Raw genomic sequence first — 13,579 nt, 5'->3', positions numbered from 1 at the left:
CTCAACGGGCGTTGGGCGTGGTCAGGTGGCGCTCCCATTCGAGCGCGTGCCGCACGATGGTGTCGAGGTCATCGTATTCCGGGCGCCACCCCAAGACCTCTCGGACGCGCTGGCCGGTGGCCACGATGGCGGCGGGATCGCCGGCGCGGCGCGGGGCCATGCGGACCTCGAAGTCGACGCCGGAGACGCGCTTCACGGTGTCCACCACCTCCAGCACCGAATAACCCTGGCCGTAGCCGCAGTTCAGCGTGAGGCTCTCGCCGCCGGCGCGCAGGTGCTCCAGCGAGGCGATGTGGGCGTTGGCGAGATCCGTGACGTGGATGTAGTCGCGGATGCAGGAGCCGTCGCGCGTGGGGAAGTCGGTCCCGAACACTTCAAGATAGGGCCGCTGCCCCAGGGCGGTCTGGGAGGCCACCTTGATCAGGTGGGTGGCGCGTGGCGTGGACTGGCCGGCGCGGCCCTTGGGATCGGCCCCTGCCACGTTGAAGTAGCGCAGCACCACGAATTTGAGGGGATAGGCGGCTGCGGTGTCGCGCAGGATCCACTCGGTCATGAGCTTGGAGCGGCCATACGGCGACACGGGCGAGGTCTCGTCGTCCTCGGACACGGGGTCGCCGCTGACGTCGCCGTAGACGGCGGCCGTGGAGGAGAAGACGAAGTGCTTCACGCCGCTCTGCACCGCGGTCTCGATGAGGGCGCGCGCCTTGACGGTGTTGTTGAGATAGTAGCCGAGCGGATCGGTGACGGATTCCGGGACCACGATCTTGGCGGCGAAGTGCACGACGGTGTCGACCTCATGCTCCCGCATCACCGAGGCGACCAACTCCTGGTCGCCCATGTCGCCTACAACCAGCGGCGCGGCGGGCGGCACGGCGGAGGCGAAGCCGGTGCTGAGGTTGTCGAGCACGACGACTTTCTCGCCGCGGTCCAACAAGGCCAGCACCATGTGGGAACCGATGTAACCCGCTCCGCCCGTGACAAGAACCGCCATTCGAATGCTCCTCCAGATCCGATCCTGCGCAAAGTAGAACGCCCAGCATAAGGTTTCCTGAACTCGCCTGGAACGGTCGGCCGTGTTATTCGGTTTGGCCGCGAACGGACGCGTCCTGCGTCCCGGCGCCTACGCCTCAGTTTTTTCTCCTGAAGAGCAGTTGCGATCCATGACCAAGAAAATCCGCAAGGCCGTGTTCCCCGTCGCAGGCCTGGGCACCCGGTTTCTGCCCGCCACGAAGGCGATCCCGAAGGAGATGCTGACGGTGGTGGACCGCCCCGTGATCCAGCACGTGGTGGACGAAGCCAAGGCGGCCGGGATCGAGCACTTCATCTTCGTCACGGGCCGCGGCAAGGCGGTGATCGAGGACCACTTCGACATCAACTTCGAGCTGGACCGTACGCTGGCAGAGCGCGGCAAGACCAAGGAGCTCGAGGCCCTGAAGCGCGACCTGCCGGGCGCCGGCCAGACGAGCTTCACGCGCCAGCAGGCGCCGCTCGGCCTGGGCCACGCCGTCTGGTGCGCGCGCGACATCGTGGGCGACGAGCCCTTCGCGCTGCTGCTGCCCGACATGCTGCACCTGGGGCAGGCGTCCTGCCTCGCCGAGATGATCAAGGGCTACGAGGCCCATGGCGGCAACATGATCGCCGCCTACGAGGTGCCGGACAGCGAGACGCACCAGTACGGCATCGTGGGCGTGCAGGACCAGGGCGGCTTCCAGCGCATCACCTCCATGGTCGAGAAGCCGCCGAAGGGCACGGCGCCCTCAAACCTGGCGATCTCGGGCCGGTACATCCTGAGCCCCTCCGTTTTCCAGATCCTGGAGACCCAGGAGCGCGGCGCCGGCGGCGAGATCCAGCTCACGGACGCCATGATCACGCTCGCGAAGAGCGAGCCCTTCTTCGCCCACACCTTCTCGGGCGACATCTACGACACGGGTTCGAAGATCGGCTTCCTGATGGCCAACGTCGCCTATGCGCTGAGCCGCGAGGACGTGTCGGCGGCGTTCTCGGTGGAGTTGCACAAGCTGATGGGTCGCTGACCCGAGCGGCGCGCCGGTCCAGGCCGGCGCGCCCTGCTCAGTGCTGCAGGCGCAGGCCCACGAGGACCACGTTGGCGGTGTAGTCGGAACCCGGGACAGCTCCGTTCAGGCGCTCGTGGGAGTAGCTCGCCTTCAGCGCCACCGAGCGGGTGAGCTTGTATTCGAGCTTCAGGCCCGCCGTGTAGCCGTTCTCACGCAGGGGCTGACCGATATAGTCGGTCTGGTAAACGCTTCCGGTCGCGGCCAGGATCAGGTTGCGCATGAGGGCATGGGAGATCTCGATCCCGAGCGTCTTCACCGTCGCGCCGGTGGCGCCCACGACGGTGGTTTCGGCCAGCGCGGACGTCCCGCGCAGGGTGACGGTGGTGAGCGGCGTCGCCGACCAGACAAGCGACGCGTCCGCGACAGGGCCCCGCAGCGGCAGCAGGCGGGGATCCTCGTAGTCGCGCGAGCCGTAGCCGGCCGAGACCTCGCCCGTCAGGGTGCGGGTGATCTCGAAGGTCGAGCCGGCGCGCGCTTGAACGCCGGACGACGAGCGTGCATAACCGGACGCGTCGATGGTCGTGTCATAGGCGCGCTTGTCCACGCTCGCTTCCACGAAGGGCTGCACGCCGGGCGTGACCTCGTAGCCTGTGCGCAGCCGCAGGGCGTAGGCGTTCAGGTCGCGGCCGGGCTGGCTGATGTCGACGCCATCCGGGCCTTGCAGGTCGCCATAGGTCGTCCGGTCCACGGAGCCGCGCAGCGAGACGGCGGCGGCCCCGAAACGCTGCGTCAGCGTGGCGCTGGCGCCGGCGGTGAGAATGGTGGAGCGGCGCAGCGTGGCGATCGGTTGTTCGAGGCTGCCGGGGCGCTCGGTGGTGAGATCGTAGGCAGCCCCCAGGTCGACCTGGGTGTCTCGCAGGATGTCGAGACGCAGGTTGGCGGAGCCCTGTCCATCCGGCCGGTTGGCGGAGGGCTGGCCCGGGTACTCGTTGTAGGCGCCGCGCAGGGTCGCCGTAAAGGCGTGGCGCTCCCACTGGCTGTCGACCTGGAGCGAGCCTTCCTGCCGCAGGAGGGCGGAGCCCTTGTGCGGGCCCGGCGCACGGTTCGGGTTGGTGTCGTAACCGCCCGTGGCCTCAATGGCAGGGCGCAAGATGAGGCCGCCCGTATCGAAGCCGAGCGGCTCATAGGGATCGACCTCCGCCTTGCGGCGGGGCCGGCGACGAGGCTCCGGCTCAGGCAGGCCGGGATTGGGCAGCGCCGCTGCGACCGGGCTCGTCGAGCCCAGCGGCACGGGCGCCGGGGACGAAGCCAGCGTCTGCGCCTGCTGGAGGCGGCGAGGCTTCGGCTTCTTCTGGGAGCCTTTCACCGGCTTCCCGACCTGGGCGTAGGAGCCGCGGAAGGCCGGCTTCGACGTCGCTGGCGCCGTGGAGAGGGCGCCCGCGGCCGGCCTGGTCGGGTCAGGGGGCGGCTGAAACGGATCGGCCTCCTGGGCCAGGGTCGCCGTCGCCCACGCGAGCCCGGACGCCAGCCCGGCGAGGGCAGCGAGGCGAACGGTGCTGGGGCGAGCGGGCAAGGACGTCTCCGGCCCTGGACAGGCGATTGCGCCGGGGCGGGCCCGGTTTGGTTAACAGCTTTATAAGGTGGCTGGTTAACGAGTGGTAAGCGCGCGCGGGATGGACGTTTCGACTCTGCGGCCGCCATGCTATGGGGCGCAGATGTCGACGCTTCCCAACCGCGCCCGAGTCGCCCCCGTGGCGGCCTCGGCCCTTCCGTCCGCGCTGCGAGCCCTCGAAGCCGAGAAGGCGGGGCTCGACGCCCTTCTGGCCGCCCTCCAGAACGGCCTGGGCGGTCCCTTCCAGGCGGCCATCGACCTCCTCGCCGGGGCCACGGGCCGCGTGATCGTGACCGGCATGGGAAAGTCCGGCCATGTCGGTCGCAAGATCGCAGCGACGTTTTCATCCACGGGCACGCCGGCCTATTTCGTCCATCCGGCCGAAGCGAGCCATGGCGACCTCGGGTCCATCCAGGCGGATGACGTCATCCTGGCGCTCTCCTGGTCGGGGGAGACCGCGGAGCTTTCCGATCTTGTGGCCTATGCGCGGCGATTCCGGGTGGGGCTGATCGCGATCACCGCCAACGCCGACAGCGCGCTGGGCCGGGAGGCGGATGTGTGCCTCACGCTGCCCAAGGCGCGCGAGGCCTGCCCGAATGGGCTGGCGCCCACCACGTCGACCACCATGCAGCTGGCGCTGGGCGACGCGCTCGCGGTCGCCCTGCTGGAAGGCCGGGCGTTCTCCTCGCAGGACTTCCGGGTGTTCCACCCCGGCGGCAAGCTCGGCGCCCAGCTGAAGCAGGTTCGGGCCGTGATGCATACGGGCGACCGCCTGCCGCTCGTGCCGCGCGGACTCGTGATGTCCGAGGCGCTGGTGCGCATGAGCCAGAAGGGCTTCGGCTGCGTGGTGGTGACCGAAGCGGACGGCGCGATCGCGGGCATCGTGACCGACGGCGACCTGCGCCGGCACATGCAGCCGGACCTGATGTCGCGGACGGTGGACGAGGTGATGACGCCCAACCCCACCACGGCGCCGCCCACGCTGCTCGTGGCGGAGGCGCTGGAGATCGTCGAGACCCGTAAGATCGGCGCGCTGATCGTCGCGGAGGAGGGCAAGCCCGTGGGCCTGGTGCACGTGCTCGACCTGTTGCGGATCGGCGCGGCCTAGGGATTCCACCGTCAGCCCCGCGCGGGGGGCGCGAAGGCGCCAGTTCCGCGCGCGCTGCCCCTGGATCCCCTTCCCGGTCTGCTGGGCAGAGCGCCGGGGATGACGGCAGGGATCAGACGGGCTTCACCTTCAGCAGCGTCCCGTCCACGCCGACGACCTTGACCTCGGTTCCGCTCGGCAGGTCCGGGCCCTCGACTCGCCAGACCGTGTCGTCGATGCGCACCCGGCCGCGACCCTCGGCGATGGCTTCGGTCAGGATCACGTGGCGCCCGACCAGGGCGAAGCCGCGGTCGTTGATGACGCGGTCGCTGGGCTTCGCCCGCGTGTCCCGCATGAACTGCCGGCCGATCGCGACGGAGCCGATCGCGAGGGCGGCGAAGAGCAGGGCGGTTCCCTCCGCCGAAAGCGTGACCACGAAGGTCACCAGGCCGGTCGCGATGGCGGCCAGCCCGAGCCAGAGCATGAAGGCGCCGGGGGCCAGGACCTCCAGGCCGACCAGGACGAGCCCGGCGATGATCCAACCCCACGGGCCCAGGCTGAAGGAGACCATGGCGGGGCCTCAGCTCGCGGGCGCGCCGGCGGAGGGGACGGAGCCCCGGCGAGGCGCCTGCCCGCCGTCCGGTCCGAACGCGCCCTTCGACAGCTCGGCGATGCCAGCGATGGAGCCGATGACGGAGGAGGCGTCCAGCGGCATCATGATCACCTTCTGGTTGGGCGCGGACGCCACAGCCTGAAGGGCCTTCACGTATTGCTGGGCGACGAAGTAGTTGACCGCGTTGAGGTCGCCCTTCGCGATGGCTTCGCTGACCATCTGCGTCGCCTTGGCCTCGGCCTCGGCGGAGCGCTCGCGGGCCTCGGCGTCCCGGAAGGCCGCTTCGCGCCGACCCTCGGCCTCCAGGATCTGGGCCGACTTGTGGCCCTCCGCCCGCAGCACCTCGGCCTGCCGCTGGCCTTCGGCCTCAAGGACGACGGCGCGCTTCTCGCGCTCGGCCTTCATCTGGCGGGCCATGGCGTCCACGAGGTCGCGCGGCGGGACGATGTCCTTGATCTCGATGCGGTTGATCTTCACGCCCCAGGGCGAGGTCGCGGCGTCGACGACCTTGAGCAGCCGCTCGTTGATTTCGTCGCGGTGCGACAGGAGCTGGTCGAGGTCCATGGAGCCCATGACCGTGCGGATGTTGGTCATGGTGAGGGTCAGGATCGCCTGCTGCAGGTTGGCGACCTCGTAGGAGGCCAGCGCGGCGTCCAGGACCGTGTAGAAGGCCACGCCGTCGACGGTCACGGTGGCGTTGTCGCGGGTGATGACCTCCTGGCTGGGGACGTCGAGCACCTGCTCCATGATGTTGACCTTGTGCCCGATGGTCTCGACGTAGGGCACGATCAGGCCGAGGCCCGGGCTCAGGGTGCGGGAGTACTTGCCGAAGCGCTCGACCGTGTACTGGTAACCCTGCGGGATCGTCTTCACGCCGGCCATCAGCGTGATGATGACGAACAGCACCAGCACGACCGCGAAGATCGTGAACCCCGAGACCACCATGGACGCCCCCTGATTCGGCATTCGCCGACCAGGATCATATGGGGGCGGGAGTCCGGCAGGGAAGCGGACCGCCGGAGGATGTGGCGCGATGGTTAGCGGGGGAGGGGACCCTTTCTCCGTTATGGCGAGCGCAGCGCAGCAATCCAGAGGGGCGGGGCGCCCACCCTTCTGGATTGCTTCGTCGCTGCGCTCCTCGCAAAAACGGCCGATGTCACCGCGGCAGGATGGTGTCGCCCATCAGAAACCGGTCGATGGCGTGGGCGGCCTGGCGGCCTTCGCGGATGGCCCAGACAACCAGGGACTGGCCGCGGCGCATGTCGCCGGCGGCGAAGACCTTATCCACGGAGGTGCGGTAGGCGAGGTCGTCCGCCACGACGTTGTTGCGGCGGTCGAGCGCCACGCCCGAGGTCTCCACCATGCCCGGCGCCTGCGAGCCTGCGAAGCCGATCGCCAGGAAGACGAGGTCGGCGCGCATGATGAATTCCGTGCCGGGGATCGGCGCGCGCGTCTCGTCCACGCGGGCGCACTTCACGCCCGTGACCTTTCCGTTCTTGCCCTCGATGCCGAGGGTGGCGGCCTGGAACTCGCGCTCGGCGCCCTCCGCCTGCGACGAGGAGGTGCGCAGCTTCGTGGGCCAGTAAGGCCACACGGCGAGCTTGTCCTCCCTGGCCGGCGGCTTGGGCCGGATGTCGAGCTGGGTGACCGAGAGGGCGCCCTGGCGGAACGACGTGCCCACGCAGTCTGAGGCCGTGTCGCCGCCGCCGATCACCACCACATGCTTGCCGCCCGCGAGGATCGGGGTCTCGTTCACGGGCTCCTGGCCGACGCGGCGGTTCTGCTGCGTCAGATAGGGCATGGCGAAGTGGACGCCCTCCAGCTCCTGGCCCGGGAGCTTGGGATCGCGCGGATCCTCCGCGCCGCCGGCCATCAGGACGGCGTCGAACTCTGCGGTGAGCTCGGCGAACGGCTTGGTGACGCCCACGTTCACGCCATAGTGGAAGGTCACGCCCTCCTGCTCCATCTGGGCGACGCGCCGGTCGATGTGGCGCTTCTCCATCTTGAAGTCCGGGATGCCGTAGCGCAGGAGGCCGCCGGCGCGAGGCTCGCGCTCGAAGACGTGCACGTCGTGGCCGGCGCGGGCGAGCTGCTGGGCGGCGGCAAGGCCGGCCGGGCCGGAGCCGACGATGGCCACGCGCTTGCCCGTCTTGTCCTCCGGCGGCTCGGGCTGGATCCAGCCTTCCGCCCAGGCCTTGTCGGCGATGGCCTGCTCGATCGTCTTGATGGTGACGGGCATGTCCTCGAGGTTCAGCGTGCAGGCCTCCTCGCAGGGCGCGGGGCAGATGCGGCCGGTGAACTCCGGGAAGTTGTTGGTGGAATGGAGGTTGCGCGCCGCCTCCTTCCAGTTGCCCTGGTAGATCAGGTCGTTCCAGTCCGGGATCTGGTTGTTGACCGGGCAGCCCGAGCCGGAGTGGCAGAAGGGCACGCCGCAATCCATGCAGCGCGCGGCCTGGCGGCCGACGTCCTTCTCGTCCAGCGGCAGCGTGAACTCGCGGAAGTGGCGGATGCGGTCGCCGGCGAGCTGGTACTTCTGCTCCTGCCGGTCGAACTCGAGAAAGCCTGTGACCTTGCCCATGTGCCCCTGCCTACTGCGCTGTTTCGACCGGCGAGAGGCCGAGAGCCTGCTCGCAGCGGCGGATCCAGGCCCGAAGGCTGGTCCGCGGAGTTAAATCGAGGCCGCCTTCGCCGGCCAGCCGCGTATAGGCCAGCAGCGAAATGTCGGCGACCGTGAGCCGCCCGGCGGCGAACCAGTCGCGGCCGGACAGGATGGCGTCCATGAAGTCGAGCGCCTGGTCGGCGCGGGCGACGCGCCAGGGTTCGCGCTCGGCGGCGGCCTTGCGGAGATAGAGCATCTGGAAGCGGCAGCCGGCCACGAAGAACTCGTGGGCGTTTTGCTCCCAGAAGAGCCACTCGTCCACCTGGGCCTGCTCGAAGGGGGCCTCGGGCAGCAGGTCCGTGCCGCGCGCCAGATAGCGGACGATGGCGTTCGACTGGGCGAGCGCCCGGCCGTCGTCGAACACGACGACCGGCACCTGGCCCATCGGGCTCATGGCGAGGAACTCCGCCGTGCGGCTTTCCCCGCGCAGGATGTCGACGGGCAGCCACTCGTAGGGAAGACCCAGCGCATCGGCCGTGTACTTCACCTTCAGGCAGTTGCCCGACTGGAGGTCGCCGTAGATGCGCATGTCAGATCGCCTCCCGGCTGAGCCGCGCACCCGAACGCCCGCCTTTCAGCGTGAACTGGCGTGCGCAAACCCGTCCACCGTCATCCCCGGGCTTGACCCGGGGATCCACCCGCTGGGCGCCGGCGTGGATGGCCGGGACAAGCCCGGCCATGACGGAGAAAAGCGGACGCCTGCCGACCATGCTCACTCCGCCGCCTGCAGGGTGCGGAGCTTGTCCATCTCCTGAAGCGCACGCCGGTACTCGACCGGCATGACCTTCACGAAGCGGGTGCGATACTCGGCCCAGTTCTCCAGGATTTCCTTCGCGCGGGTCGAGCCCGTGTAGCGCAGGTGGTCACTGATGAGCTGGTGCAGGCGCTCCTCGTCGTGGCCGGACATGTCGGCCATGATGTCGATGCGCCCCTTGGTCTCCAGGTCGCCGCCGTGATGGTGGAGGCGCTCCAGGAGATCCTCCTCTTCCTCGACTGGCTCCAGGTCGACCATGCTGAGGTTGCAACGCTTGCGGAACGTGCCGTCCTCGTCGAGCACATAGGCGATGCCGCCCGACATGCCGGCCGCGAAGTTGCGGCCTGTCGGGCCGATCACGACCACCACGCCGCCCGTCATGTACTCGCAGCCGTGGTCGCCCGTGCCTTCCACCACCGCCACCGCGCCGGAGTTGCGTACCGCAAAGCGCTCGCCCGCGACGCCGCGGAAGTAGCACTCGCCGGAGATCGCGCCGTACAGCACCGTGTTGCCGACGATGATCGACTGCTCGGCCGGCGCCTTGGCGTCGTCCGCCGGGCGGATGATCAGCTTGCCGCCCGAGAGGCCCTTGGCGACATAGTCGTTGGCCTGGCCGACGAGCTCCAGCGTGACGCCGGCGGCCAGGAACGAGCCGAAGCTCTGGCCGGCGGTGCCGTGCAGGCGGATGCGGACGGTGTCGTCCGGCAGCCCGGCGTAGCCATAGCGCCGGGCGACCTCGCCCGACAGCATGGCGCCCGTGGTGCGGTCCACGTTGCGAATGGCCGAGTGGATCTCGACGGGCGCGCCGCCCTCGATGGCCGGCATGGCCTCGGCGATCAGCTTGCGATCGAGCACCGTATCGATCGGGTGCTTCTGGCGCTCGACGTGCCGGACCGCGACCTCGGGGCCGACCTGCGGCTTGTGGAAGATGCGGGTGAAGTCGAGCCCGCGGGCCTTCCAGTGGTCCACCGCCTCGCGCTTGTCGAGCAGCTCGGAGCGGCCGATCAGCTCATCGAGCTTGCGGAAGCCCATCTCGGCCATCAGCTCGCGCACCTCTTCGGCGACGAAGAAGAAGTAATTGATGACGTGCTCGGGCGTGCCCTTGAAGCGCTTGCGGAGCACCGGGTCCTGGGTGGCGACGCCGACCGGGCAGGTGTTCAGGTGGCACTTGCGCATCATGATGCAGCCGGCCGCGATGAGCGGAGCGGTCGAGAAACCGAACTCGTCGGCGCCCAGCAGCGCGCCGATGATGACGTCCCGGCCGGTGCGCAGGCCACCGTCCACCTGCAGGGCGACGCGGCCGCGCAGGCGGTTCAGCACCAGCGTCTGCTGGGTCTCGGCGAGGCCCATTTCCCATGGGGAGCCGGCGTGCTTCAGCGAGGTGAGGGGGCTCGCGCCCGTGCCGCCCTCGAAGCCCGAGACCGTGATGTGGTCGGCGCGCGCCTTGGCGACGCCGGCCGCGACAGTGCCCACGCCCACTTCGGACACGAGCTTCACCGAGACGTCGGCGGACGGGTTCACGTTCTTCAGGTCGAAGATCAGCTGGGCCAGATCCTCGATCGAGTAGATGTCGTGGTGCGGGGGCGGGGAGATCAGGCCCACGCCCGGCGTGGAGTGGCGCACCTTTGCGATCACCGCGTCGACCTTGTGGCCCGGCAGCTGGCCGCCCTCGCCGGGCTTGGCGCCCTGGGCGATCTTGATCTGCATGACGTCCGAGTTGACGAGATACTCGGTGGTGACGCCGAAGCGGCCCGAGGCGACCTGCTTGATGGCCGAGCGCTTGGAGCGGCCGTCCGGCAGGGGCCGGAAGCGCTCCGGCTCCTCGCCGCCCTCGCCGGTGTTGGACTTGCCGCCGATCTTGTTCAGCGCGACCGCCAGGGTCTCGTGCGCCTCCTTGGAGATGGAGCCGAACGACATGGCGCCAGTGGCGAAGCGCTTCACGATCTCGGCCGCGGGCTCGACCTCCTCCAGCGGCACAGGGGCGGCGCCCCGATCGGCCGCCGTCTGGATCTTGAACAGGCCGCGGATGGTGGTGAAGCGGTTCTGCTGCTCGTTCACGCGCTTGGCGAACTCGCGATAGCGGTCCTGGGTGTTGTGGCGCACCGCGTGCTGCAGGCTCGCGACGGTGTCCGGCGTCCAGACGTGGTCCTCGCCGCGGATGCGGTAGGCGTAGTCGCCGCCGACGTCGAGAGCGTTGCGGTAGACCGGGGCGTCGCCGAAGGCGTCACGATGGCGGCGCACCGTCTCCTCGGCGATCTCCTCCAGGCCGACGCCCTCGATGGTGGTGGCGGTGCCGAAGAAGAACTTCTCGACGAAGTCGCTCTTCAGCCCGACCGCGTCGAAGATCTGCGCGCCGCAATAGGACTGGTAGGTCGAGATGCCCATCTTGGACATCACCTTCAGGATGCCCTTGTCGACGGACTTGATGTAGCGCTTGACGATCTCGTCCTCGTCCACCTCCTCCGGGATCTCCGCCCGCATGGCGAGCAGGGTGTCGAAGGCCAGGTAGGGGTTGATCGCCTCGGCGCCGTAGCCGGCCAGGCAGCAGAAGTGGTGAACCTCGCGCGGCTCGCCGGTCTCGACCACAAGGCCGACCGAGGTGCGAAGGCCCTTGCGGATCAGATGATGGTGTACGGCCGCCGTCGCCAGCAGCGACGGGATGGCGATACGGTCCGGGCCGACCTGGCGGTCGGACAGGATGATGATGTTGTAGCCGCCGTGGACGGCCGCCTCTGCGCGCTCGCAGAGGCGGTCGAGCGCCCCGGCCAGACCGGCCGCGCCTTGCTCCACCGGATAGGTGAAGTCGAGCGTCTTGGTGTCGAAGCGGTCTTCGAAGTGGCCGATGCAGCGGATCTTCTCGAGGTCGCCGTTGGTCAGGATCGGCTGGCGCACCTCGAGCCGCTTGCGGCGGGAGGAGCCTTCCAGGTCGAAGATGTTCGGGCGCGGGCCGATGAACGACACCAGGCTCATCACGAGCTCCTCGCGGATCGGGTCGATCGGCGGGTTCGTGACCTGGGCGAAGTTCTGCTTGAAGTAGGTGAAAAGCGGCTTCGACCGCGACGACAGCGCCGAGATCGGCGTGTCGGTTCCCATGGAGCCGACAGCCTCCTGGCCGGTGATGGCCATGGGGGACATCAGGAGCTTCAGGTCTTCCTGGGTGTAGCCGAAGGCCTGCTGGCGATCGAGCAGGCTCACGTCGGTGCGCGACTGGCGCGGCTCGACCGGGCGCAGGTCTTCCAGGATGATCTGGCCGCGCTTCAGCCAGTCGCGATAGGGGTTGGCCGTGGCGAGCTTGGTCTTGATTTCGTCGTCGGAGACGATGCGGCCCTCTTCGAGGTCGATGAGCAGCATCTTGCCGGGCTGGAGGCGCCACTTGGTGACGATCTTCTCCTCCGGGATCGGCAGCACGCCGAACTCGGAGGCCAGAACCACAAGCCCGTCATCGGTGACGAGGTAGCGGGCGGGGCGCAGGCCGTTGCGGTCCAGCGTCGCGCCGATCTGGCGGCCGTCGGTGAAGCACACGGCGGCCGGGCCGTCCCACGGCTCCATGAGGGCGGCGTGATACTCGTAGAAGGCGCGCCGGTCCTCGTCCATGAGCGGGTTGCCCGCCCAGGCCTCGGGGATCAGCATCATCACCGCGTGGGCGAGCGAGTAGCCGCCCTGCACCAGGAATTCGAGCGCGTTGTCGAAGCAGGCGGTGTCCGACTGGCCTTCGTAGGAGATGGGCCACAGCTTGGAGATTTCGGCGTCGAACAGCTCGCTGTCGACGGAGGCCTGGCGGGCCGCCATCCAGTTCACGTTGCCGCGCAGCGTGTTGATCTCGCCGTTGTGGGCGACCATGCGGTAGGGGTGCGCCAGGGACCAGGTCGGGAAGGTGTTGGTCGAGAAGCGCTGGTGCACCAGGGCGAGCGCCGAGGCGAAGCGCGGGTCGGTAAGGTCCTTGAAGTACTCGCCGAGCTGGCCGGCGAGCAGCATGCCCTTGTAGGTGATCGTGCGCGAGGACAGCGACACGGGGTAGAACCCCTTCGTGCGCGCGTCCTTCATGTCGTAGATGGTGTTCGAGATCACCTTGCGCAGGATGAAGAGCCGGCGCTCGAAGCCGTCGCCCGCCTCCGTGTTGGGTGCGCGGCCGATGAAGACCTGGCGGATGCAGGGCTCGGTCGGCTTGACGCTCTCGCCCAGCCCCGAGCTGTCGACCGGCACGTCGCGCCAGCCCAGGAACTGCTGGCCCTCGTCGGCGATCACCTTCTCGACGACGTCCTCGCAGATCTTCCGGCCTTCTGCGTCGCGAGGCAGGAAGAGCATGCCGACGGCATAGTCGCCGACCTGCGGCAGGGCGAAGCCGAGCTTCGCGGCCTCTTCGGCGAAGAACGCGTGGGGGATCTGCACCAGCATGCCGCAGCCGTCGCCGGCCTTCGGGTCGGCGCCGACCGCGCCGCGATGGTCGAGGTTGAGCAGGATCTGCAGGCCCATCTGGATGATGGCGTGCGACTTGCGGTTCTTCATGTCGGCGACCATGCCGACGCCGCAGGCGTCGCTCTCGCGAGCCGGGTCGTAGAGGCCCTGGGCCTCGGGCAGAGCGGGGTCGCGCACCACGAGCGGCTTGCGGTCGGTCGTCCCGCGCTTCGCCGTCTCGAAGCTCGCGCCGGTGGGGCCCTGTCCTGTCCGCTCGCTCATGGTCGCCCTCGTCCTCTGGCGGCCTTCCCGTCAGGGCCGGCCAAGCTGCTCACATCCGTGCGAAGCGCGTTCTCCATGGCAAGACCATGTAGGGCGCGCGCCATCCGGCTCGGGGCTTCTTCAGATCCAGGGAGGTTCGGCCGCGCCCCGTTTGCGCCCGCT

The 13,579-nt window shown here is 69.1% G+C and carries 9 protein-coding genes; 2 read left to right on the top strand and 7 right to left on the bottom strand.

The features are described 5' to 3' along the window. Position 1: 1 nt before the first annotated feature. On the bottom strand, positions 2-991 hold the full coding sequence (gene galE, locus SLNSH_RS01475) for a UDP-glucose 4-epimerase GalE (protein ID WP_106334855.1): 990 nt from the start codon (positions 989-991) through the stop codon (positions 2-4). 169 nt (positions 992-1,160) lie between these two features. Between galE and SLNSH_RS01470 the strand changes: the two genes are divergently transcribed. Then, positions 1,161-2,033: a UTP--glucose-1-phosphate uridylyltransferase gene (locus tag SLNSH_RS01470; protein ID WP_106334854.1), complete on the top strand. Its 873-nt coding sequence runs from the start codon at positions 1,161-1,163 to the stop codon at positions 2,031-2,033. A 37-nt stretch (positions 2,034-2,070) separates the two neighbouring features. Here SLNSH_RS01470 and SLNSH_RS01465 read toward each other — a convergent pair whose 3' ends face one another. Beyond that, a complete protein-coding gene (locus tag SLNSH_RS01465) occupies positions 2,071-3,588 on the bottom strand; it encodes an outer membrane beta-barrel protein (protein WP_158266632.1) in 1,518 nt (505 codons plus the stop codon). 142 nt (positions 3,589-3,730) lie between these two features. Here SLNSH_RS01465 and SLNSH_RS01460 point away from each other — a divergent pair, with 142 nt between their 5' ends. After that, positions 3,731-4,735 carry a KpsF/GutQ family sugar-phosphate isomerase gene (locus tag SLNSH_RS01460; RefSeq protein WP_106334910.1) on the top strand — a complete coding sequence of 335 codons (1,005 nt, stop codon included), beginning with the start codon at positions 3,731-3,733 and terminating at the stop codon, positions 4,733-4,735. A 112-nt stretch (positions 4,736-4,847) separates the two neighbouring features. Here the strand turns inward: SLNSH_RS01460 and SLNSH_RS01455 are convergent, their stop codons facing one another. The 5 genes from SLNSH_RS01455 to gltB all read right to left on the bottom strand — a co-directional run bounded on the left by SLNSH_RS01455 (position 4,848) and on the right by gltB (position 13,417). After that, positions 4,848-5,285 carry an NfeD family protein gene (locus tag SLNSH_RS01455; RefSeq protein ID WP_106334852.1) on the bottom strand — a complete coding sequence of 146 codons (438 nt, stop codon included), beginning with the start codon at positions 5,283-5,285 and terminating at the stop codon, positions 4,848-4,850. A gap of 9 nt (positions 5,286-5,294) precedes the next feature. After that, the gene (locus SLNSH_RS01450; RefSeq protein WP_106334909.1) at positions 5,295-6,272 is read right to left on the bottom strand and encodes an SPFH domain-containing protein; all 978 of its coding nucleotides are present in this window, start codon (positions 6,270-6,272) and stop codon (positions 5,295-5,297) included. Positions 6,273-6,483: 211 nt separating this feature from the next. After that, positions 6,484-7,905 (bottom strand): glutamate synthase subunit beta, encoded by a 1,422-nt coding sequence (locus SLNSH_RS01445; protein ID WP_106334851.1) that lies wholly within the window; start codon positions 7,903-7,905, stop codon positions 6,484-6,486. A 10-nt stretch (positions 7,906-7,915) separates the two neighbouring features. Further along, positions 7,916-8,515: a glutathione S-transferase family protein gene (locus tag SLNSH_RS01440; RefSeq protein WP_106334850.1), complete on the bottom strand. Its 600-nt coding sequence runs from the start codon at positions 8,513-8,515 to the stop codon at positions 7,916-7,918. A gap of 183 nt (positions 8,516-8,698) precedes the next feature. Next, a complete protein-coding gene (gene gltB / locus SLNSH_RS01430; RefSeq protein WP_106334848.1) occupies positions 8,699-13,417 on the bottom strand; it encodes a glutamate synthase large subunit in 4,719 nt (1,572 codons plus the stop codon). Positions 13,418-13,579: the final 162 nt, after the last annotated feature.

Source organism: Alsobacter soli, from assembly GCF_003004785.1.
In the GTDB taxonomy this organism is placed as follows: Bacteria; Pseudomonadota; Alphaproteobacteria; order Rhizobiales; family Beijerinckiaceae; genus Alsobacter; species Alsobacter soli.
This window is presented reverse-complemented; position numbering and strand designations above follow the sequence as displayed.

Coding starts and splice junctions, on each gene's coding strand:
- galE (WP_106334855.1), bottom strand. CDS start 991: ATGGCGGTTCTTGTCACGGGCGGAGCGGGTTACATCGGTTCCCACATG.
- SLNSH_RS01470 (WP_106334854.1), top strand. CDS start 1,161: ATGACCAAGAAAATCCGCAAGGCCGTGTTCCCCGTCGCAGGCCTGGGC.
- SLNSH_RS01460 (WP_106334910.1), top strand. CDS start 3,731: ATGTCGACGCTTCCCAACCGCGCCCGAGTCGCCCCCGTGGCGGCCTCG.
- SLNSH_RS01455 (WP_106334852.1), bottom strand. CDS start 5,285: ATGGTCTCCTTCAGCCTGGGCCCGTGGGGTTGGATCATCGCCGGGCTC.
- SLNSH_RS01450 (WP_106334909.1), bottom strand. CDS start 6,272: ATGGTGGTCTCGGGGTTCACGATCTTCGCGGTCGTGCTGGTGCTGTTC.
- SLNSH_RS01445 (WP_106334851.1), bottom strand. CDS start 7,905: ATGGGCAAGGTCACAGGCTTTCTCGAGTTCGACCGGCAGGAGCAGAAG.
- SLNSH_RS01440 (WP_106334850.1), bottom strand. CDS start 8,515: ATGCGCATCTACGGCGACCTCCAGTCGGGCAACTGCCTGAAGGTGAAG.
- gltB (WP_106334848.1), bottom strand. CDS start 13,417: ATGAGCGAGCGGACAGGACAGGGCCCCACCGGCGCGAGCTTCGAGACG.